Source organism: Micromonospora sp. NPDC005324 (assembly GCF_040607155.1).
GTDB classification, from domain to species: domain Bacteria; phylum Actinomycetota; class Actinomycetes; order Mycobacteriales; family Micromonosporaceae; genus Micromonospora; species Micromonospora trifolii.
The window spans coordinates 253370-274953 of sequence record NZ_JBEXGE010000006.1; the positions used below are offsets into that span (position 1 = coordinate 253370).

Sequence of the window (21584 nt, forward strand, 5' to 3'; positions counted from 1 at the left end):
GCCGCTGGGACCTGTTTTTCGTCACCTGATCATGGGGCGGGGCGGGCGCGGTTGGCGAGAATGGCCACCGTCTCCCGGCGGACCTGGACCGGGTCCGCGGTGAGGCGGCGGTGCGTGAAGCGGACGACGAGGATGCCGATGGAGGCGAGCAGGGCGTCGCGGCGGAGGTCGATCTCGCGCTCGGCCGGATCGCCGTGGCTGGTTGCGCCGTCCAGCTCGATGTTGACCCGTTCCGCCTCGGCGAACATGTCGAGATAGAACGTCCGAGCACCGACCCGTACCCGCGCCTGCCGAGTGAACGTCGGCATTCCCGGTCCGGTGAAGACGTGGTCGTGGCCCCAGATCTCCAAAGGGCTGCGGCATCCAGCGGCGAGCCGGTCCAGCAAGTCGCCCAGTGCCCCACGATCGGGCATCCGGGGCACCTCGGTAAGAGCGGCAGCGAGGCGCTGCGGCGTGGTCAGCCGGTCGTTGACCGTACGGATGAGCAGGCTCGATCGGTCGACCGGCGCCAACAGCGCCCAACAGTCCACGAGGGTCCGGTCGAGCCGGACGACCTGCAACCCTCCCCGTGCCACCACCTGGGGCGGCGCAATCGCGAAGGCGGAGCGGTGGGCTACGACGAGATGCGGCCGATCACGCAGGCCTGACCCTCGTAGCAGGTCGAGATAGAGCGGTTCCCCCGGCGGCTGGCGGCGTAGGCCCCACACGTCGAGCGCAGTCAGACGACTCAGCGCCCCACGCCCGCCGGCGTACGCCAGCGCAGCGCGTCGGGCCACGTCCCACTCGACGCGGGCCAGCATCGGCAGGTCGGTGGTGGCGTGACGGATCAGCACGGCGTCGCCGTAGACACCGGGTAACAGCCGTACCAGCTGGTTCGCCCGCCGGGCGGTCTGGATCGTCCAGGCTGGGGCCGCCCGCAGCAGGTCCCGTCGAGTGACCAGCCCATCGCCGCGGACGAGGAGGGATTTTATGCGCGCGTCCACCGGCTCACCCTGCCGTCTTGCGCAGCCCTTGCGCGGGCTGTTGTGGACTGCGGAGGCGACTGTGGATAGCCGTCTGGGCCGACGCAAGATGTGGTAGGTGGCCGTCAATACTCGTGGCACGGTGTCCGGCTCTCTGCCAGACCAGCCTCAAGACACTGGGTGGGGAGGTCACGAAGCTGCGCCGGTCAGATCGGGGAATTGGCGTCCTCGATGCGCTGCGCGCGTACCGACGGGAGGAAGTCGACCTACTCGGCGCGGCTCAAGACGCCGAACGCTTAGTGCGAACCGCCCCCCGCAACGAGCTGCGGTGTGGGTCTTCCCGTCCAGGCCCACACTTCCAGCGCTTTCCGGTCGACGAGCGTGATGTCGAGCTGCTGCGCTATCTGGATGCCGTCGCCCGCGGTGAAGAAGCTGTTCGTCACGAGCATGCAGATCTCGCCACCGTGGATGACCCGGCAGGTGCCGGCGAACCGCTGGATCGCGGCACTGCCCACCCGGTTGCTGACACTCTGCCGCTTGCACTGCACCACGACGCGTCGGCCGTCGGGGGCGACCGCAATGACGTCCGCTCCCCGGTCACCGGAGCCGCCGCAGACCGTCACATCTCGAAAACCGGACGCGACCAGAATCCGCGCGAACCACTGCTCGAACTCGGGTCCGCTCATCGTGTCGGTCACCGCGATCAGCCGGTCCCGCTGGGCTTGGGCGGCCCGCTCGCGGGCACGCTGCTTCGACGCGACAAGATCCACCGCGGTCACCCCCGCGATGATGAGGCTCACCAGGAGAGCGGACCAGTATGGATGCCGCTGCACGAAGTCGATGACCATGCGGAAGAGCACGAAGCCGACGACGGCACACAGCGCCAGAACCCAGCCGTTGGCCGATCTGCCGCCACCGGCCACGCGGCGGACCGTCGATCTGCGCCGAACGCTGCCACTGCGCCGCCTTCGGTAGTGCGACCGAACCCGCGCGCCACCCTTCCTGGTGTGTGACCTGACATAGGGCACGAGGCACCTCCTCAGTCGAGGAAGCCTCAGTGTCGCGGTAGTGTGCGACAAACCGCCTGCACGGTCGTCGACAGTGTCCGGTACCCGTCAGCCGCCGTCCCACATGGGAGCGCCCGCAGCGACCCCCGGCACCGCCGCACTCAGGCGGCGGGCACCTCAGACGCTGCGGTGGACCGGTCGACCAACGCCTTCCGCAGCGTCGCGGACTGCTCCACCGACCCCCCGCGCACCCCGAGACTGTGCCGGGCGGCCCGGTAGTACCCGTCGCGGGCCTCGTCGACCCGGGTCAGCATCTCCACCACGTCCGACGGCGGCTCGACGATTCCCCGGGCGAGCCGTTCGACCTGCCAGATCGCGTCCCGCCAGTTGGCGGCGGCGACGACCGTCGGCTCGTCGCCGAGCAGCAGCAGGTTCTCCCAGACGATGGTGCGCCGGGCGTCCGCCTCAGCCAGCCGGACCAGCCCCTCCTCGCGGTCGATGGGGTGGCTGCGCGATCCCGGCCGGTGCTCGGCCGTCAGTCGCAGCGCCACCGCGTGACTCTCCTTGAGGGCGTGCGCGTAGTCGACGTACGCGTCGAGCCGCCGCTCGTCCCAGCGGACGCTCTGACTGCGCCGCCACCGGGCGCGGTCGGCGAGCGAGGTGGCGAGGATCGTGCCCAGGGTGCCAACCAGGACGCCGAGGAGAGCCGGAAGCTGCGTCAGGAGCGTGCTCACGCGATCAAGGCTGCCAGCCCCGGGCAACCCCGCCACGCCTCAGGTTCGGCGGGTCGCCAGGATTGCGAGGGTTTCCCGGCGTACTTCGTCGACGTCGTACACGAGGCGGCGGCGGGCGAAGCGGACGACCAGAATTCCGACGGCCGCCAGCAGGGCATCACGGCGCAGGTCGATCTCCCGCTGGCTTGAGCTGCCGTGGGTGGTGGCCCCGTCGAGCTCGATGTTGACCCGTTCCCGCTCGGCGAACATGTCGAGGTATACCGTGCGCCGCCCGACCCGGACCGGCACCTGTCGGCGGAACGCCGGCATCCCGGGACCGGTGAAGACCTGCTCGAGTCCCCAGATTTCCAGCGGACTGCGGCAGCCGTCGGCAAGCTTCGTCAGCAGACGCCGGAACGCCGCCCGGTCGATCAGCTTCGGCACCCGCTCCAGGGCTGCCGAGATCCGTTCCGGGGTGGTCAGCCAGTCGTTGACCGCTCGAATCACCAACTCCTGCCGGTCAGCGGACGACAACGTCGGCCACGAGTCGACGAGGGCCTGTTCGAGACGGGTGACAGTCAGGCCCCGCCGGACCACCACCTGCGGCGCCTCGATGGTCAGGCCCCGGCGCCGATGCACGATCACCCCGGGACGGGTGCGCAGGCTCGCGTTCGCCGGCGCACTCAAGTGCACGAGCTCACCAACCACCTCGGGGCGCAATCCCCACACGGTGAGCGCGCTGAGATGGCTGAGCGCGCCGTAGCCGTTGGCCCAGGCGAGGGCCGCCCGCTGACTCATGGTGGGGCCGAGTCGACTCAGGACCGGAGCGCCGGGTCGCCCACCGACGAGGTGCGCCGCCGCGAACACCTCGGGGAGCACCCGTACCAATTCGCCGTTACGGCAAGCCTGCCGAATCGTCCACGACGGCACCACCTGGCCGGCCGCCCCGCGCGTCACCAGTCCTCCGCCAAGCTCCACGAGGTCCCGAAGCACCGAGTTCACGCCCCGAACCGTGAAGCACGCCCCAGCCCTCGGCAACCACACCAGCAGGCCCTTTGTGGACAGCCGCCCACCTGTGCACAACGCCCCGGCTACGGCCGAAGCGTGCTAGCTGTACTGATCGGTGGCAGTTCAGGAGGGCTGGCGTCGGCGTGTCGAATCGCTCAGCTGCCAACGATCATCGGGGCGCCCGAGCTGCGGGTCAGGACGGGACGTCGCGGTGGCGGAAGGCTGCCACGCCGACCACCAGGAGCAGCGCGGCCACCGCCGCCAGCACCAGCAGGGGAAGCGCCGCCGGGTCGACAGCGGGCACGGCCGGCACATGGGTGTACGGCGAGACGTTGAGCGCGGCTTGCGGCAGCTCCAGCACCGCGCCGAGCTGCCCGAGGAGCAGGAATACCAAGAGCGCCGTCCAGGACAGCACCACCGACCAGCGGGGCAGCAGCCCGAAGATCGCAGTCACCACCCCGGCGATCACGAGCAGGGCGGGCAGGCGCAGCAGCGCGGCGCCGCCCAGCTCGACGGCTTGGCCGAGCGGGTCTCCGGTGACGATGCCGTAGCCGAGGCCGGTGGTCACGCCGGCGAGGAGCAGCAGGGCGACGGCGCCGAGTGTCGCGGCGAGCACCTGGGTGCCGAGCCAGCGGGTGCGGCTGACAGCCGTGGCGAGGGCGGCCTCCAGCACCCCGTCGGCTTCGTCGCCGCGTACACGCAGCAGGGCCTGCACGACGTACGCGCCGATGGTCAGAGCGAAAAGGCCGAGCATCGCGGCCAGGTACGCGTTGATCAGGTCGGCTCCGCCGCCCATCGCGTTGATCGCTTCGGCGGCGGCCGGATTCGCGTCGATCATGTCGTTGAACTCGTCGGCGGCGACGCCCATGGAGAGGCCGAGTACTGCCACGCCGACCGCCCAGCCGAGCAGCGTGCCGCGCTGCATCCGCCAGGCCAACCCGGTGGGGCTGAGCAGCCGTGGCGCGCCGGTGGCCGGGCCGCGTCGGGGGGCGATCAGCCCGGCGCCCTGGTCGCGTCGCTCGGCGAGGGCGTACGCCAGCGCCACGCCGGCGAGCAGCAGCGCGACGGGTAGGGCGAGCACCCACCAGCGTTCACCGTCGAAGGCTCGTACCTGGTTGCCCCAGCCGAGCGGGGAGATCCACGACGGCCAGGCGCTCCGCACGCGGGTGCCGTCGGCGCTCTGTTCGCCGAGGACGTCTCCGGCGGCGCGCAGCACGAAGAAGAGTCCGACGGTGGCGGCGGCGAGCGCGTTGGCGCCGCGTGCGGTGACGGAGAGCTGGGCGGTGACCGCGGCGATCGCGGTGAAGGCGACCCCGACGCCGCCGATCGCGGCCGCTGCCGCGACGGAGCCGGCGAGCGGCAGACCGGCGCCGACCAACGCGACCGCGAGCAGCACGGCGGCCAGTGCGTTCGCCGTGACGATGACGAGCAGCGCTGCGCTGAGTGGCGCGTACCGGCCGACGACGTTGGCGCCGAGCAGTTCGGCCCGACCGGTCTCCTCGTTCTGGCGGGTGTGCCGGGTCACCGCGAAGGTGCTCAGCAGCGCGACGATCAGGGCCAGCGTCACGTACGTCTCGGCGACCACCACGGCACCGAGGTCGGTGCCGTGGATGGGGCCGTTGAAGGCGCGGGCGACCAGGCTGGACGCCGAGGTGGTGGCGTAGCCCTGCCGGGTCTCCTGGTCCGGGTAGATGCCGGCGACGCTGCCGGCGAGGGCGTAGCCGAGCAGGGGCGTGCCGAGGATCCAGATGGCGAGGCGGATCCGGTCACGGCGCAGCACGAGCCGGGCCAGAAGGGTCGTGCCGGTGAGGGCGCTCACCGGACACCGCCCTGCGGGGCGTCAGCCTGCGCGTCGGCGTCCGAGGCGCCAGCGGCGGGACCCTCCGGTGAAGCAGCGACGGGAGCGCCCGATGACGCAGCGGCGGGAGCGCCCGTGGCGGCGACGGCGGGAGCGCCCGTGGCAGTGGCGGCCGGGTCGTCGCCGTAGTGGCGTAGGAAGAGCTGCTCCAGGGTGGGCGGCGTGCTGGTCAGCGCGCGCACGCCGAAGCGGATGAGCTGGCCGAGCAGCTCGTCGAGGTGGGCGGGGTCGACCTCCAGGTGGATGCGGCCGTCGACCTCGTGCACGTCGTGCACGCCGGGTAGCGCGTCCAGGCCGGTGACCGGGCGGGCGGTCTCGACGGTCACCGCCGTGCGGGTGAGGTGGCGCAGCTCGGTGAGGGTGCCGGATTCGACGGTGCGGCCCTCGCGGATGATGCTGACGCGGTCGCAGAGCGCCTCGACCTCGGCGAGCACGTGGCTGGAGAGCAGCACTGTGGCGCCGGCCTGCTTGATCCGCCGGACCTCGTCCTGGAACACCGCCTCCATGAGGGGGTCGAGGCCGGAGGTCGGCTCGTCGAGCACGTACAGCTCCACCGGGGAGGAGAAGGCGGCGACGATGGCTACCTTCTGCCGGTTGCCCTTGGAGTAGGTGCGGCAGCGGCGGGTTGGGTCCAGGTCGAAGCGGTGCAGCAGTTCGTCGCGGCGACGCCGGTCGAGGCCGCCGCGCAGTCGCCCGAGCAGGTCGATGGCTTCCCCGCCGGTGAGGTTGGGCCAGAGGCTGACGTCGCCCGGCACGTACGCCAGCCGGCGGTGCAGGCGGACCGCGTCGCGCCACGGGTCGGCGCCGAGCACCTGGGCGTCGCCGGAGTCGCGGCGGAGCAACCCGAGCAGGATCCGGATGGTGGTCGACTTTCCGGAGCCGTTGGGCCCGAGGAAGCCGTGCACCTCTCCCTGCTCGACGTGCAGGTCCAGCCCGTCGAGTGCCCGGATGGCGCCGAACGTCTTGACCAGATTGCCGATCGAGATGACGGGCATGGGCCCTCCTGCCTTGGCTGCGTCGACCGTCACCACTGTACTGACCGTTGGTCAGTCGAATCAACGGTGATCGTGCCCACTGGTCAGGACGTCGCTAGGCTGGCCCGCATGACCGCCGATCCCGCGGACGACACCCGCACCCGGATCCTGCGCGCCGCGCTCGACCTGTTCGCCGAACACGGCTACCAGCGCACCTCGCTGCGCCAGATCGGCGAGCGGCTGCGGCTGACCAAGACCGCGATCCTTTACCACTTCCCGGCCAAGGAGCATCTGCTCGCCGCCCTGGTCGAGCCGTTGGTGGCGGACCTGGAGGCGCTGCTCGACTCGGCCCAGACCCAGCCCGGCGATCGGGCCCGGTGGACGGTGCTGGAGGGCTGGGTGGACATCATGCTCGCTCATCGCCGGCCGCTCGGCATGCTCTTCCACGACATCGCGCTGATCGGTCGGGGCGACACGTACCACCGCCTGATGGAGATCGCGATGCGGGCCAACGACCTCATTGCCGGGCCGAACGCGGGGCGTCGCGAGCGGGTCCTCGCGATGCAGGCGGTGGGCGCGTGCAGCGATCCCATCGTCTTCTTCATCGACGTTCCCGACGAGGTGCTGCGCGCCGACATGCTCGACGGCGCACGTCGACTGCTGGCCCCGCTGCCCGCTGCCGCCGCGGCCGGGCCGCTCGCGGACGTCGCACCCGGGCCGCTCGCGGACGCCGCAGCCGGGCCGCTCGCGGACGCCGCACCCGGGCCGCCCACGCACTCCGTAGCCGGGACGCGCACGGACGTCGCAGCCGGGCCGCACTCCGACGCGACAGTGGGGAGCGCGATCCCGACGGAAGCGGCGAGCCGGCGTCGGCGGCCGGGACGGCCGCCCGCGCTGGGCCGGGAGCAGGTCGAGGCGGCCCGGCGGATGCACGCGGCGGGCACCCACTCGGTGGACGCCATCGCGGCCGAACTGGGTGTTTCGCGGGCCACCGTCTACCGCCACCTGACCGCGCCATAACGAGACAGTTCCTGGACTGTTTCGAGACGGTTGTGATCCGGGGTTCAGGCCGCCAGGGTGGCGTAACGGCCGTTGCGGTCCAGCAGGCTGTCGTGGGTGCCGGCCTCGACGATCCGACCGTGGTCGAGCACCGCGATCTGGTCGGCGTCGCGGACCGTGGAGAGCCGGTGCGCGATGGTGATCGTGGTGCGCCCCTGGGCGAGCACGTCGAAGGCCCGCTGTACGGCGCGTTCGGTCTCGGTGTCCAGCGCGCTGGTGGCCTCGTCGAGGACCAGGATGCGCGGGTCGCGCAGCAGCGTCCGGGCGATGGCGAGGCGTTGCTTCTCACCGCCGGAGAAGCGGTGGCCGCGTGAGCCGACCATGGTGTCGTACCCGTCGGGCAGCCCGGCGATCAGGTCGTGGATCTGGGCGGCGCGGGTGGCGTCCTCGATCTCGGTGTCGGTGGCCTCCGGCTTGGCGTAGCGCAGGTTCTCCCGGACGGTGGTGTGCAGCAGGTACGTCTCCTGGCTGACCACGCCGACGATCGCGGCCAGGTCCGCCAGGCGCAGGTCGCGCAGGTCGACGCCGTCGACGGTGATCCGGCCGGCGGTCGGGTCGTGCAGCCGGCTGACCAGCCCGGCGAGGGTGCTCTTGCCGGAGCCGGTCTCGCCGACCAGGGCGAGGCTGGTGCCGGCGGGCACGTCGAGCGTGATCCCGGCAAGGGCGGCGGTGTCGCTGCCCGGGTAGCCGAAGGTGACGTCCTCCAGGCGCAGGTCGCCGCGGACCCGGGCGGGGTCGAGGCGGACCGGCTCGGCGGGGTCGTCCACGTCGACCGGCAGGTCCAGGTATTCGAAGATCCGGGCGAACAGCGCCAGCGACGCGGTGAGCGAGACACCCACGTTGAGCAGCCCCATCAGGGGCCGGAACAGGCCGCCCTGCAGGGCCGTGAAGGCGACCAGGGTGCCGATGCTCAGCGTGCCGGCGGTGCCGGGCAGCCCGGCGGCGAGGTAGATGACCGCCGGTACGGCGGCGAAGATGATGCTCATCGAGGCCATCCGCCAGCGGCCGGCCAGCTCACTGCGCAGCTCCAGGTCGACCAGGCGGGCCGAGGAGGCGGTGAACCGGTCGACCAGCGCGGGGCCGGTGCCGAGGGTCTTGGCCAGCTGTATGCCACTGATCGAGAGCCCCTCCTCGACGGTGACGTTGAGGTCGGCGAGTTCGCGTTGCCGCTGGGCGGTGATCTCGCGGCGCATCCGGGCGACCCGGCGGGTCAGCCAGATGGCCGGCGGCAGCACCACGAGCGAGACCAGGGAGAGCTGCCAGGAGAGCGCGACCATGGCGACAGTGGTGGCGACGACTGTGGTGAGGTTGGCGGCGACGGCGGTGGCGGTGGAGGTGACCACCGACTGCATGCCGCCGATGTCGTTGGTGATGCGGGACTGCACCTCACCGGTGCGGGTGCGGGTGAAGAAGCCGAGCGACTGGCGCTGGAGGTGGCTGAACACGTCGGTGCGCAGCCGGTGCATGACCCGCTGGCCGACCTGGGTGGAGATCCAGGTCTGCACGACGCCCAGGGCGGAGGTCACCGCCGCGACGGCGACCATGCCGAGGACCAGCCAGACCAGAAGCGTCACGTCGCCCTGCGGCAGGGCCCGGTCGATCACGGCACGCAGCAGGAACGGGGTGGCCATCGCGATGATCGAGGAGACCACGATGATCGCGGTGACGACGGCCAGCGCGGGCCGGTGGGGGGTGAACAGGCGGCCGATGCGGCGCAGCGACACCTGACGGGCCTGCGCCTTCTCTTCGGCGCTGAGGGTGCGGTGGCCGCGGTCGCGGCCCTTCGGGGTGGGTTCCAAGGGGGAACTACCTTTCGTCGGCACTATTGCTGAGGTTACCTCATCATGAGGGAACAACCACGTCTACTGCTACCGTATTCCGGTGACCGAGCACACCGTCGACACCGCCGACGACGACAGCCTGGCGGAGACGTTCTGGGCGGTGGCGTCCCGTCTGCGCCGGCAGACCCGGGACTCACTGGCGCCCTGGGACGTCACCCCCAGCCAGTCCCGGGCCCTCGGCGTGCTGGCCCGGCACGGCGAGGTACGCCCCGGCACCCTCGCCGAGCACCTGCGCATCGCGCCCCGCTCGGCGACCGAGGTCGTCGACGACCTCCAGACACGGGGGCTTGTCGAACGCCGACCCGACCCGGCCGACCGCCGGGCGACCCTGGTCGCGCTCACCGAGGAGGGCGACCGCGTCAGCACCGCCATCCGGGCCGCCCGACGGGCCGAGGCCGACCGCTTCTTCGGCCACCTCAACGACACCGACCGCGCCGAGCTGGCCCGCATCCTGCGCACCCTGCGCGGCTGACGGGTTTGCCCGCCGCCGGCACGGGTAGCCAGCGGCCCCGTCCGGTCGGCGGGACCGGCCGGCACCGGTCGGGGCGAGGTGACGGGAGGCCCGGCTGATGTGCGGGATCAGCGGGGAGGCGCGATTCGACGGCCGCTCGCCCGACGCGGCGGCGGTCACCCGGATGACCGAGGCGATGCGCTCACGCGGCCCGGACGACGAGGGCCTGTTCACCGACGGTTGGGTGACCCTGGGGCACCGCCGGCTGACCATCATCGACCTGTCCGAGGCGGGCGGGCAGCCGATGGTCCGCGACGACCTGGGCCTGGCCCTGGTCTTCAACGGCTGCATCTACAACTACCCGGAGCTGCGCGAGGAGTTGCGCCGAGCCGGCTACGCCTTCCACTCCACCAGCGACACCGAGGTGATCCTGGTGGCGTACGCACACTGGGGTGAGCGTTTCGTCGACCACCTGGTCGGCATGTTCGCGATCGGGCTGGTCGACCGGGTGCGGCGGCGGCTGATCCTGGCCCGCGACCGGCTCGGCATCAAACCGCTCTACCTCGCCGAGACACCGGGTCGGCTGCGGTTCGCCTCCACCCTACCCGCGCTGCTGCGGGCCGGCGACGTCGACACCGGCATCGATCCGGTGGCGCTGCACCACTACCTGTCCTGGCACTCCATTGTGCCCGCGCCGCGGACCGTGCTGCGTGGCGTGCGCAAGCTGCCGCCGGCCACCCTGCGGGTGATCGAGGCGGACGGGCGCAGCCGCGAGGACGTCTACTGGCGACCCGACTACGTGCGCGAGCCTACCGACGCGGGGATGGACGCCACCGACTGGCGGGCCGCGATCGGCGACGCGCTGCGCGCGGCGGTACGCCGACGGCTGGTCGCCGACGTCCCGGTGGGGGTGCTGCTCTCCGGCGGACTGGACTCCAGCCTGATCGTGGCGCTGCTCGCCGAGGCCGGCCAGCAACACCTGCGGACGTTCAGCATCGGCTTCGACAGCCGCGACGGCGAGTCCGGCGACGAGTTCCACTACTCGGACCTGGTGGCCCGCGCGTACGACACCGACCACCATCGGATCCGGCTGGCCGACGACGACCTGGTGCCCGCCGTCCGACGGGCCGTGCTGGCGATGACCGAGCCGATGGGCAGCCACGACGTGGTCGCCTTCCACCTGCTCTCCGAGCAGGTGGCGCAGCACGTGAAGGTGGCCCAGTCGGGGCAGGGCGCCGACGAGGTGTTCGCCGGCTACGGCTACCACCAGCCACTCATCGAGGCGCCCCGGCACGGCGCCGCCGAGACGTTCGCCGCCGCGTTCTTCGACCGCGGCCACGAGGAGCTGCGCCGGATCGTCGGCCCGGCGTACGCGCTGGAGCACGACGCCAGCCGGGACCTGCTCACCGGGCAGCTCGCCGCGCCCGGGGCGCAGACCGCGCTGGACGCCGTGCTGCGCCTGGACACCCACCTGATGCTTCCCGACGACCCGGTCAAGCGGGTGGACAGCATGAGCATGGCGTGGGGTCTGGAGGTGCGCACGCCCTTCCTCGACCAGGACCTGGTCACCCTGGCCGCGCACTGCCCACCGGAGCACAAGGTCGCCCAGGGTGGCAAGGGCGTGCTCAAGGACATCGCCCGGGAGGTGCTGCCCGCCGAGGTGATCGACCGGCCGAAGGGCTACTTCCCGGTGCCGGCGCTGCGCAACGTGGACGGTCCGGTGCGCGAGCTGGTCGCCGAGGCGTTGCAGGCGCCGGCCGCACGCGAGCGAGGACTGTTCCGCCCGGAGTACGTGGCACATCTGCTCGCTGAGCCGGACCGGGCGGAGGCGGCGGCCGGCAGCAACAAGCTGTGGCAGCTCGGTCTGCTGGAGCTGTGGCTGCAGACCCACGACATCCGCTGATCCCCGGCGCGTTGTCAGGGACGTCAGGCGGGGGCGGTGCGGGCGACCAGGTCGCCGAGGACCGCGTGCAGATCCCCGGCGCGCTCCAGCACCCGCCGCTGCCGGGTGGCGCCGGTGCCGTCGCGGCGCAGCCGGGCGAGCTGCGCCAACACGTACCCGAGGTCGCCGTGGCGCAGCAGGGCCGGGGCGATCACCGCCATCAGCTCGTCGACGAGTGCCCAGGCGGGCCGGGTGCCACCGGCACGCAGGTCGATCAGCTCGCCGTCGAGGCCGTCGTGGGCGGCCCGCCAGTGCGCCGCGGCGACCAGGCAGTCCCGGACGTCCGGGGCGGTCACCCCGGCGCGCACATCGTCGGCGAGGGTGGCCACGAGGGACCGGACCAGCGCGGCGACCAGCACCGCGTCGTCCACCTCGGTGCAGACGTCACCGACCCGCACCTCCACCGTCGGGTAGGTCGACGACGGCCGGGCGTACCAGTAGACCATCGCCGCGTCGAGCATGATGCCGGCGGCGATCAGCTCGTCGACGGTGCGGTCGTAGTCGGCGGCCGAGTCGAAGTACGGCGTCGGTCCGATGCTGGGCCAGCGTTCCAACTGCATCGAGCGCCAACTGGCGTGCCCGGTGTCGTACCCGTCGTGCAGCGGCGAGTTGGTGGTGATCGCCTGCACCACCGGCAGCCACACCCGCAGGTGGTTGCAGACCTGCACGGCCAGTTCCCGGTCGGGCAGCCCGACGTGCACGTGGCAGCCGCACACCGCCGGGTCGTGCGCCACCGGACCGTACCGACGCGACATCGCGTGGTAGCGCGGTTCGTCGGGGACCGTCCGGTGCGGTTCGGCGACCGGGGTGGCACCGACCGCCACCAGCCGGGCACCGGCCGCCGTGGCGGCCTCGGCGGCAAAGCGGCGCAGCGCCACCAGGTGCGCGCGCAGTTCGGTGAGGTCGGCGCAGACCGGGGTGACCATCTCCACCATGCTGTGCCGGAACTCCTGGCGGCTCTGGTCCCGGGCGGGGCCGCGCAGCGCGGCGAGCACCTCATCGGCGACCGGGAGGTTCCGACCGCTGTCCGGGTCGAGCAGCAGGTACTCCTCCTCCACGCCGAGCGTGAGGGTGGACAGGTCGGGTGCGGTGTCGACGGCGGTCGGACGGTACGCCATGGCCCCTCCCCATCCCCTGCTGCGGCGGTGCCTCGGGTTCCCGGCCGCCCCTGCGGCAAACGCGCCCTCAGGGCGTCGCCAGGGCCGCCGCGCGTGCGGTGAGAAAGGCCCGTTCGGCCGCGTTGTCCGTCAGGGCGACGGCCGTCCGGTACGCCTCGACGGCGTCCCCGCCCCGGCCGAGCCGGGCCAGCAGGTCGGCGCGGACCACGTGGTAGACGTGGAAGCCGACCAGGTCGAGGCGGTCCACAGCGGTCAGCGCCGCCGCCGCGCCGGACACCTCGGCGAGCGCGACGGCCCGGTTCAGCGCCACCACCGGACCGGGGGCGACCACCCTCAGCTGGTCGTACAGCTAAAGGATCTGGGCCCAGTCGGTGTCGGCGGCGCGCCGCGCGGTGCTGTGCACGGCGGCGATCGCGGCCTGGATCTGGTACGGGCCGGGCCGGTCGCGGCGCAGGCAGCGGCGAACCAGCGCCTGACCTTCGGCGATCAGTGTGCTGTCCCACCGGCGCCGGTCCTGCTCGGCAAGCGGGACCAGGTCGCCGGCGGCGGTGGTCCGCGCCGGCCGGCGGGCTTCGGTCAGCAGCATCAGGGCGAGCAGGCCGAGCGCCTCCGGTTCGTCCGGCATCAGCTCCACCAGCAGCCTGGTCAACTGGATCGCCTCGACGCAGAGCTCGGCGCGGACCAGGTGCGGGCCGGCGCTGGCCGTGTACCCCTCGTTGAAGATCAGGTAGAGCACCGCGAGGACGCCGTGCAGCCGGTCGGGCAGGTCGGCGTCGCGGGGCACCCGGTACGGGATCCCCGCGTTGCGGATCTTCGACTTGGCGCGGACCAGCCGCTGCGCCATCGTCGGCTCCGGCACCAGGAAGGCTCGGGCGATCTCGGCGGTGCTCAGGCCGCCGAGCAGCCGCAGGGTGAGGGCGACCCGGGTGCTCGGCGCGAGCGCAGGATGGCAGCAGGTGAAGATCAGACGTAACCGGTCGTCGCGCACCGGTCCCTCCTCCACGGGTGGGTCGGCGGCGTACAGCAGGGCCGCCTGGGCGTGCCGGTCGGCCCGGGACGCCTCCCGCCGCAGCCGGTCGATGGCCCGGTTGCGGGCGGTGGTGATGATCCAACCGGCCGGGCTGGGCGGCGGGCCGCTGCGCGGCCAGCGTCGCACCGCGATGACGAAGGCCTCCTGGACGGCCTCCTCGGCGAGGTCGATGTCGCCGAGGAGGCGGACCAGGACCGCGACCGCGCGGCCGTACTCCGCGCGGAACACCGCCTCCACGTCGGGCACTGTCAGTCGCCGGCCCCGCCGTGGAAGGGGCGCACCTCGATCGGCAGGGTGGTGGCCAGCGCGTAGCGGCGACCCCAGTGCAGGGCGGCGTCCAGGTCCGGCACGTCGATGATGGTGATGCCTCCCAGGTACTCCTTGCCCTCCACGAACGGCCCGTCGGTGATGAGCACCTCGCCGTCGCGGGCGCGCAGGACGGTGGCGGTCTCCGGGCCGTGCAGGCCCTGCCCGAAGACCCACGACCCGGTGGACGCCAACTCCTCGCGCAGCTCGCCGAGCTGACGCATCACCCCGGCCAGGAACTCCGGCTCCGGCGGCAGCTCACCCTGCGGCTGGTGGATGCTGAGCAGGTAGCGCGTCATTGTTCCTCCTCACGGACGGCCGGCCCGTCGCCGACCTCTCATCCTCCACACGATCGGCCTCCGCTCAGATCGACAGGCCGCTGCAAGAAATCTCAGGGCGGCTCCGCCCAGTGTCGGCACCTCCTTTGCACTGCTTCACCGGACGCGACGATAAAGGGGATCAAGTGTCGCGTGGGTTGAAGCAGAGCAAAGGACGCAAGACGGGGGTACGGTCCGCCGGTGCGGTGACCGGAGCCGGTAGTCATGCCCGCGACGGTTGTGGGTAGACCCCGGTGTGGTCGACGGCTTGCGGGTGGTCGTGGTCGGCGCCGGCTTCTCCGGTCTCGCGGCCGCGCTGGCGCTGAGCCGCGCCGGCGCCCAGGTACGGGTGCTGGAGGCCCGCGACAGGGTGGGCGGTCGGGTGCTGACCCGGTGGCTGCCCGAGCTCACCCAACTAGACCTGGGAGCGCAGTGGATCGGTCCGACCCAGGACCGGATGTACGCGCTGGTCGCCGAGCACGGGCTGGCCACCTTCGCCTCGGCATCGTTCGGCGTGCCCACAGTGCTCTGGGCCGGTGAGCGCCGGGCCGAACCGCCGGAGCAGGTGGGCCGGGTGCTCGGTCTGCTCGACGAGTACGCCGCACGTCTGGATCCGGCCGCACCCTGGGCGACGCCGGAGGCCGCGCTGTGGGACCGGACGACCCTCGGCGGGTGGCTCGCCACCACGGCTGGGGACGACGACACCGCCGACTACCTGGGGCGGCTGCTCGCCGGCGGGCTGCTGGCCACCGGCCCGGACGAGCTGTCCCTGTTGCACCTGCTGTTCTACCTGCGCAGCGCAGGCGGGACCGGGCCGTTGCTGGGGATGGCCGGCGGCGCGCAGCAGGACCGGATCTTGGGCGGGCCGCCGGCGCTGGCCGAACGGATGGCCACCGCCCTGCCGCCGGGCGCGCTGACGCTGGCCGCGCCGGTGCGGGCCATCGAACAGACAGTCGACGGCGCAACGGCCTGGACCGACACCGGGCGCGTCGACGGCGACGCCGTGGTGGTCGCGCTGGCCCCGGCACTGGCCGGCCGGATCCGGTACGACCCGCCGCTGCCCCCGCTGCGTGACGGGCTCACTCAGCGCATGCCGATGGGTTCGGCGTTGAAGGTGCACGCCGTCTACCCGGAGCCGTTCTGGCGTGCCGACGGGCGCTCCGGGGTGGCCACCAGCAGCGCCGGTCCGCTCACCGAGACGGTCGACAACTCCACCCCGACCTCGCCGCTCGGGGTGCTGACCGGCTTCAGCTACTCCACAGACGCCGCCACGCTGCGTCGGATGTCCCCCGCGCGGCGTCGGCGATGCCTGCTGGAGGCGTTCGCCAGAGTGGTCGGGCCACGCGCCGAGGATCCGGTGGATCTCGTCGAGCACGACTGGTCGGCCGACGAGTGGACCCGGGGCTGTTTCTCCGGTGCGCTCACCCCGGGCACCTGGCGGACGTACGGCCCGCACCTACGGGCACCGGTGGGACGCGTGTACTGGGCGGGCACCGAGACGGCCACTCGCTGGAGTGGCTACCTGGAGGGCGCGGTGCGCGCCGGTGAACGGGCGGCAGCCGAGGTGCTCACCGGTTGAGCGGCACGACCGCGGCCGGCCCGGTCTCGGCGGGACCGGGCCGGCTGCGGCCCACGGTGCGACCCGGCCGACCCGGTCCATCAGACGTCCGGGCCGGCGCGGGCGCCCCGGTCAGGGGTAGGTGGTCAGGTACACCGTCTGGTTGGCCGCGTTCGCGGTACCACCGGCGTTGTTGATCACCCGATTGATGGTGCCGACGCCACCGAGCGAGACGGTGACCATGTTCGTGAAGCGCACGTTCGGGTTGGTGGGCACCTCGAAGGACCGCTCCTCGACCACCGCGGGGTTGACGTTGAAGTAGCTGTAGCTACCCAGCCCGAACGCCTGGTGACTGGTCACCGAGTCGGCGACCTTGTACGCGGCGTAGCCCCGGGTCGACCCGTTCATCCAGGCCGCCTGGTTCGGTACGTCGTAGGGCAGCTCGTTCTGGTAGAAGTACGTCCGCCCGCCGTTGCCGTTCCAGATGGTCTGGTACTTCTGGTAGTGCTCGACGAAGAGGCCGTACATGGTGACGTTGTCGCCGTTGACGGTGAGCCCGGTGTCGGCGGTGTTCAGCGTCCACCCGGTCGGTACGCCGCTGGCGGCGTGATCGGCCCGCCACAGCCACATGTGGTCGCCGATCACGTTGTCGCTGTTGACAGTCAGCGTGTTGGTGGCCCTGCCGACGTGCGGTCCGCCGATGCGGAAGAACACGTCGTGCAGCGAGGTCGGGTTCGTGGCGTGGCTCGCTGACGAGCCGGACGGCCCGACCTCCATCAGCACCGGCGAGTTCGTCGTACCGGCCTCGAACATGATGCCGGCGACCTTCACGCCGTCCACGTCGGCCACCCGCATGCCCACCGTGCCGTTGTCGGCCTGGATGGTGGCCAGGCCGAGACCGAGCACGACAGTGTCGGCCCGGTTGACCTGGATCGGCTCGGTGATGCGGTGCACGCCCGGGGTGAAGAGCAGGTGCCTCCCCTGAGCGAGGGCCGCGTTGATGGTGGCGGCGCTGGTGCCGGGCTGGACCACGAAGAACTGCGACAGCGAGAGGGACGAGCCGGCCGGGGTCTTGTTGTACCAGCTGGTGCCGGTGGAGTTGGTGCGCAGCGCCGGCACGAAGACCCGGTACTCACCGCTGCCCGTGACGTACAGGAACGGCTTCTCCCGTACCTGCGGGGTCTGCGGGATGACGGTGTGCGACGGGTTGGGGAAGCTCGGCGCGGGAGCGCCGTTGACACCCTGGAAGACCATGTTCCACACCGAGCCGGTCCAGCCGTTGCCGAACTCGCTGTTGCGGGAGTACCACTGCTGCTGCGAACCGGAGACGACGAGGCCGTCGATGCGGGTGTCGGCCATCAGGCCACCGCTGGACCAGCCGTCACCACCGTTCCAGAGCTGGATCTGGTTCTGCGCGCCCCGCAGGTGCATCCGCCGGTACGGCGCGGCCTGGGACACCGCCCAGCGCTCCACGGTCTGCCCGGCGGGCAGGGTGACCGACAGGTTCTCGGCGGCCCGCCAGAAGTTCTGGGTGGCGTTGCCGCCGAACCAGAACGCCTCGGTGCGGACGTGGCCGTTGAGGTTGACGTCATCAGGGCTCATGCCGAGGCCGGCGACCTGGGTGAAGAAGCCGAGGTTGACGTCGGCGGTGTAGTTGCCGGGCTTGAACAGCACCGCGTAGCGCTGCGGGCCGAACTGGTTGGTCTCCTGCTGGGTGAAGAGGGTGTTGAGTCGACTCTGGATGGTCGACGTCGGCGTGCTCGGGTCGAAGACGAAGGTGTTCGGCCCGAGGTTGGGGTTGTACGGGTCGGTGGGCGTCACCGGGGGCTCGTTGGTGCCGCCACTCTCGCCGTAGACCTGGAACTCCCAGAGCGAGTACCCGTAGCCGGTGCCCCGGGTGGTGCCGTTCATGCGGACGTAGCGGCCGGCGCCGGAGACGGTGAGGTTCTGGGTCCCTCCGGTGCCTGTGGTGGTCGAGTAGATCGTGGTCCAGGAGGACCCGTTGTCGGAGGTCTGCAACTGGAAGGCCCGGCCGTAGGCGGCCTCCCAGATCAGGGTGACCTGGGTGATGGTGGCGCGGGCGCCCAGGTCGACCTGGAGCCACTGTGGGTCGCTGAACGCGCTGGACCAACGGGTGCCGGTGTTGCCGTCGACCGCGGCGGAGGCCGGGGTGCCGGCGTTCTCGGTGGACGAGGCGGTGGCGGGGCGGCCCTGGGACAGCAGGGTGGGGGCGGCCTGCGCGGGTGTGGTGGCACCGGTCGGGGTGAGCGCCGCGACCAGGGCCACGGTGAGCCCGACCAGCAGGTGCCGGACGACGCGTCGAGGACGCGGGCGTACGGATGTTGCACGAGATGTCATGACATCGCCTGTCGATAGGGGGGTACGGGGGGGTGCCGCGCGGATGGGATCGGCTCGCCCGTGGCGCCGTGGGTGGTGCCGCCGATGCGGCGTCGCGGGAGGGAGAGCGCTCTCGTAGGAGTGTTGCGGCGAGATTGCGACGGCGTCAAGACATCGATCTATAACTTCGTTATTTATCCCGAGGATCTTTTTTGCGTAATTTGCCGGCGGCGGTGACGTCGCCCCCGCTCAGCGGCGGACGCCACCCTCGGTGAGGAAGCGGGCGATCGGGAGGGTGGCCGCGCCCAGCGCCACAGCGTCCACCCCGAGCCGGCAGAGCTCGATCGACGCCTGCTCGTACGGCTGGCGCAGCGCCTGCCGACCGGCGGCCTCGCGCACGGCCGGCAGCAGGTCGCCGAGGGCCATCGCCGCCCAGCCGCCGAGCACCACCCGCTCCGGGTTGAACAGGTTGATCAGGTTGGCCACCCCGGCGCCGAGGTAGCCGGCGGTGTCCTCCAGCACCCGCCGGGCGGTGGCCGAGGTCTCGGCGGCGGCGACCAGCGCGGCGATCTGGGACTCCTCGTCCTCGCCCGGCACCGGTCGACCCCGGCGCGCCTCCCGGTAGCGGTCGATGATCGCCTCCGCCCCCACGTACGCCTCCAGGCAACCGCGCGCGCCGCACCGGCAGACCCGGCCGCCGTACACCAGGGTGGTGTGCCCCCACTCCCCCGCGCTGCTGGACGCACCCCGGTAGGTGGCGCCGTTGGTCACCACCGACGCGCCCACCCCGGAGCCGACAAGCGCGAAGACGGCGTGCCGGGCGCCCCGGCCCGCGCCGAACCACATCTCGGCCTGGCCCAGGGTCTTCGCGCCGTTGTCGATGTGCAGCGGCAGGTCGGTGCCGGCGCCGATCAGACGCTCCAGCGGCACCCGGTCCCAGCCGAGGGCCTGGGCGTGCACGACGGCCTCGGTGCCCTGCTCGACCACGCCGGAGACGCCGATGCCGACGCCGAGCACGTCGCCGGGGGTCACCCCGGCCTGGCCGGTGACCGCGTCGATGCCGGCCAGCACGTGCCCGGCCACCAGGTCGGGCTCGGTGCGGGCCGGGTCGAGCGGGTACTCGACGCTGGCCAGCAGGGTCATCGCGAAGTCGAACAGCTCCACCCGGACCCGGGTCTCGCCGACGTCCACGCCGATCACGAAGGCGAAGCGGGGCGCGATCCGCAGCAGCATGCTGGGCCGACCGCCGTCGGACTCGGCGGCGCCGGCCTCGGCGACCAGCCCCTCGTCGATCATGTCGGCCACCACGTTGCTGACCGCGGGTTGGCTCAGCCCGGTGCTGCGCACCAGGTCCTGCCGGGTGAGCGGGCCGTCCAGGAAGAGCTTGGTCAGCAGGGCGGACCGGTTGCGCAACCGCACGCTGCGGTTGGTGGCACGCGCCAGCTCCACTCGTCACCTCGTTCCCGTCGGGTGGTTCGAGGCGACTGTAACCGCCCCGTGCTTGACGACCCACCGGCCAGCAACTTTAATGACGACATAAATTAAGCCGTGATGTAACTCCCGGGAAACGCCGACGGACCCCGACGGCGCACCCCCGAACCCTGTCCGCAGCCGGCCCCCGTCGCCCGACCCCTATCGGTGACGAAGGCCGGCGGACCCCCACCACGCACCGGAAGGGCTGACCCGTGTCGAGACGACACCTCGGGATATTCACCGCCGCCGTACTGGCGGCCGCCTCGCTGACCGCCTGCGGAGGCTCCGGCGACGACTCCGCCGCGTCGCCGAAGACGCTCACCTACTGGGCCAGCAACCAGGGCGCCAGCCTGGAGGCCGACAAGACCACCCTCCAGCCGGAGTTGGACAAGTTCGAGAAGCAGACCGGGATCAAGGTCACCGTCGAGGTGGTCCCCTGGTCGGATCTGCTCAACCGCCTGCTGGCCGCCGCAGCCTCCGGCAAGGGCCCGGACGTGGTCAACATCGGCAACACCTGGTCGGCGTCGTTGCAGGCCACCGGCGCGCTGGTCGAGTTCGACGACGCCACCCTGCAGGCCGTCGGCGGCAAGGACCGGATCGTGCCCGCCGCGCTCGCCGCCGCCGGCGCCCCCGGCAAGCCGCCGGCCGCCGTGCCGCTCTACAGCATGGCGTACAGCCTGTACTACAACAAGAAGTCGTTCGCCGACGCCGGCATCACCGCACCGCCGACCACCTGGGAGCAGCTCGCCGAGTACGGCAAGAAGCTGAGCACGGGCGGCAAGTGGGGCCTGGCGATCGAGGGCGCCAACCCGTCGGAGAACGCCCACCACGCGTTCACCTTCAGCCAGCAGTACGGCGGCGAGTGGTTCGACTCGGCCGGCAAGCCGACCTTCGACACCCCGCAGAACGTCTCGGCGATCAAGCGGTACGTCGACTTCATGGCCGCCGACAAGATCACCAACCCGAGCAACGCCGAGTACGCGCAGAACCAGTCGGTCTCCGACTTCGCCAACGGCAAGGCCGCCATGCTGCTGTGGCAGTCCGCCGGGTCGAACCTGAAGACGCAGAACATGCCGGCCGACGCGTACGGGGTGGCCCCGGTGCCGTTCCTGGCCAGCCCGCCGGCCGGCGGCAAGAAGGTCAACAGCATGGTCGCCGGGATCAACATGGCGGTCTTCAAGCACACCAAGAACAAGGACGGCGCGCTGAGCTTCGTCAAGTTCATGACCAGCGACGAAGAGCAGACGATCCTCAACAAGACGTACGGCTCGCTGCCGGCGGTGAAGACCGCGGCCTCCGACCCGGCGTTCAGCGCCACCGAGCAGAAGACCATCCAGGAGACCCTGGTCACGACCGCGGCCCCGCTGCCGCAGGTGCCCGATGAGAGCACCTTCGAGACCCTGGTCGGCACCGCGATGAAGGAGCTGTTCGCCGACGCGGCCAGCGGCAAGCCGGTCACCGAGGAGTCGGTGAAGGCCAAGCTGACCGACGCGCAGCAGAAGATGCGCTGACCCAGGCGTCACCGGTGGCCGTGGTGCCGGTCCTCCGCCACCTGCGGCGTTTGTCGGGGCGCGCGCCGGGTAGCCCCTGCCGACCGTGCCGAGCCCTACCGCGGAGGACAGACATGATG

Annotated in this window: 15 protein-coding genes and 2 pseudogenes; 5 read left to right on the forward strand and 12 right to left on the reverse strand. The window is 71.9% G+C overall.

The window, feature by feature from the left end; all coding sequences use genetic code 11:
• Window positions 1–29 precede the first annotated feature (29 nt).
• From ABZS40_RS09225 to ABZS40_RS09250, 6 genes and pseudogenes are all read right to left on the reverse strand, one after another.
• Window positions 30–983, reverse strand: a complete 954-nt coding sequence (locus ABZS40_RS09225) for a DUF559 domain-containing protein (RefSeq protein WP_354942808.1) — start codon at window positions 981–983, stop codon at window positions 30–32.
• 275 nt (window positions 984–1258) lie between these two features.
• Window positions 1259–1885, reverse strand: a complete 627-nt coding sequence (locus tag ABZS40_RS09230) for a restriction endonuclease (RefSeq protein WP_354942809.1) — start codon at window positions 1883–1885, stop codon at window positions 1259–1261.
• A 245-nt stretch (window positions 1886–2130) separates the two neighbouring features.
• Window positions 2131–2703, reverse strand: a complete 573-nt coding sequence (locus ABZS40_RS09235) for a hypothetical protein (protein ID WP_354942810.1) — start codon at window positions 2701–2703, stop codon at window positions 2131–2133.
• A 39-nt stretch (window positions 2704–2742) separates the two neighbouring features.
• On the reverse strand, window positions 2743–3684 hold the full coding sequence (locus ABZS40_RS09240; RefSeq protein ID WP_354942811.1) for a DUF559 domain-containing protein: 942 nt from the start codon (window positions 3682–3684) through the stop codon (window positions 2743–2745).
• 199 nt (window positions 3685–3883) lie between these two features.
• Window positions 3884–5509, reverse strand: coding sequence for an anibiotic ABC transporter (locus ABZS40_RS09245; RefSeq protein ID WP_354942812.1), 1626 nt, complete (start codon window positions 5507–5509; stop codon window positions 3884–3886).
• A gap of 164 nt (window positions 5510–5673) precedes the next feature.
• Window positions 5674–6543: pseudogene (locus ABZS40_RS09250) on the reverse strand (ABC transporter ATP-binding protein); the annotation flags it as partial.
• Between the two features lie 108 nt (window positions 6544–6651).
• Here ABZS40_RS09250 and ABZS40_RS09255 point away from each other — a divergent pair.
• On the forward strand, window positions 6652–7542 hold the full coding sequence (locus tag ABZS40_RS09255) for a TetR family transcriptional regulator (RefSeq protein ID WP_354942813.1): 891 nt from the start codon (window positions 6652–6654) through the stop codon (window positions 7540–7542).
• Between the two features lie 44 nt (window positions 7543–7586).
• Here the strand turns inward: ABZS40_RS09255 and ABZS40_RS09260 are convergent, their stop codons facing one another.
• The gene (locus ABZS40_RS09260) at window positions 7587–9380 is read right to left on the reverse strand and encodes an ABC transporter ATP-binding protein (RefSeq protein WP_354942814.1); all 1794 of its coding nucleotides are present in this window, start codon (window positions 9378–9380) and stop codon (window positions 7587–7589) included.
• A gap of 82 nt (window positions 9381–9462) precedes the next feature.
• Between ABZS40_RS09260 and ABZS40_RS09265 the strand changes: the two genes are divergently transcribed.
• Together ABZS40_RS09265 and ABZS40_RS09270 are read left to right on the forward strand one after the other, a co-directional pair.
• On the forward strand, window positions 9463–9894 hold the full coding sequence (locus ABZS40_RS09265; RefSeq protein WP_354942815.1) for a MarR family winged helix-turn-helix transcriptional regulator: 432 nt from the start codon (window positions 9463–9465) through the stop codon (window positions 9892–9894).
• A 97-nt stretch (window positions 9895–9991) separates the two neighbouring features.
• Entirely contained in the window at window positions 9992–11776 is a 1785-nt protein-coding gene (locus ABZS40_RS09270) for an N-acetylglutaminylglutamine amidotransferase (RefSeq protein WP_354942816.1), read from the forward strand.
• Between the two features lie 23 nt (window positions 11777–11799).
• On the opposite strand, the gene ABZS40_RS09275 is transcribed toward ABZS40_RS09270, so the two are convergent.
• From ABZS40_RS09275 to ABZS40_RS09285, 3 genes and pseudogenes are all read right to left on the reverse strand, one after another.
• Window positions 11800–12933, reverse strand: coding sequence for a glutamate--cysteine ligase (locus tag ABZS40_RS09275; RefSeq protein WP_354942817.1), 1134 nt, complete (start codon window positions 12931–12933; stop codon window positions 11800–11802).
• Window positions 12934–13000: 67 nt separating this feature from the next.
• Window positions 13001–14209, reverse strand: a pseudogene (locus ABZS40_RS09280) (RNA polymerase sigma factor).
• A 2-nt stretch (window positions 14210–14211) separates the two neighbouring features.
• Window positions 14212–14568 carry a YciI family protein gene (locus tag ABZS40_RS09285; protein ID WP_354942818.1) on the reverse strand — a complete coding sequence of 119 codons (357 nt, stop codon included), beginning with the start codon at window positions 14566–14568 and terminating at the stop codon, window positions 14212–14214.
• A 274-nt stretch (window positions 14569–14842) separates the two neighbouring features.
• On the opposite strand from ABZS40_RS09285, the gene ABZS40_RS09290 reads away from it, so the two are divergent.
• Complete coding sequence (locus ABZS40_RS09290; RefSeq protein ID WP_354942819.1) at window positions 14843–16165, forward strand: FAD-dependent oxidoreductase; 1323 nt, start codon at window positions 14843–14845, stop codon at window positions 16163–16165.
• 111 nt (window positions 16166–16276) lie between these two features.
• Here the strand turns inward: ABZS40_RS09290 and ABZS40_RS09295 are convergent, their stop codons facing one another.
• A complete protein-coding gene (locus tag ABZS40_RS09295) occupies window positions 16277–18502 on the reverse strand; it encodes a discoidin domain-containing protein (RefSeq protein ID WP_354942820.1) in 2226 nt (741 codons plus the stop codon).
• Window positions 18503–18730: 228 nt separating this feature from the next.
• Window positions 18731–19930: an ROK family transcriptional regulator gene (locus ABZS40_RS09300; protein ID WP_354942821.1), complete on the reverse strand. Its 1200-nt coding sequence runs from the start codon at window positions 19928–19930 to the stop codon at window positions 18731–18733.
• 236 nt (window positions 19931–20166) lie between these two features.
• Between ABZS40_RS09300 and ABZS40_RS09305 the strand changes: the two genes are divergently transcribed.
• Window positions 20167–21465 (forward strand): sugar ABC transporter substrate-binding protein, encoded by a 1299-nt coding sequence (locus ABZS40_RS09305; RefSeq protein WP_354942822.1) that lies wholly within the window; start codon window positions 20167–20169, stop codon window positions 21463–21465.
• Window positions 21466–21584 lie beyond the last annotated feature (119 nt).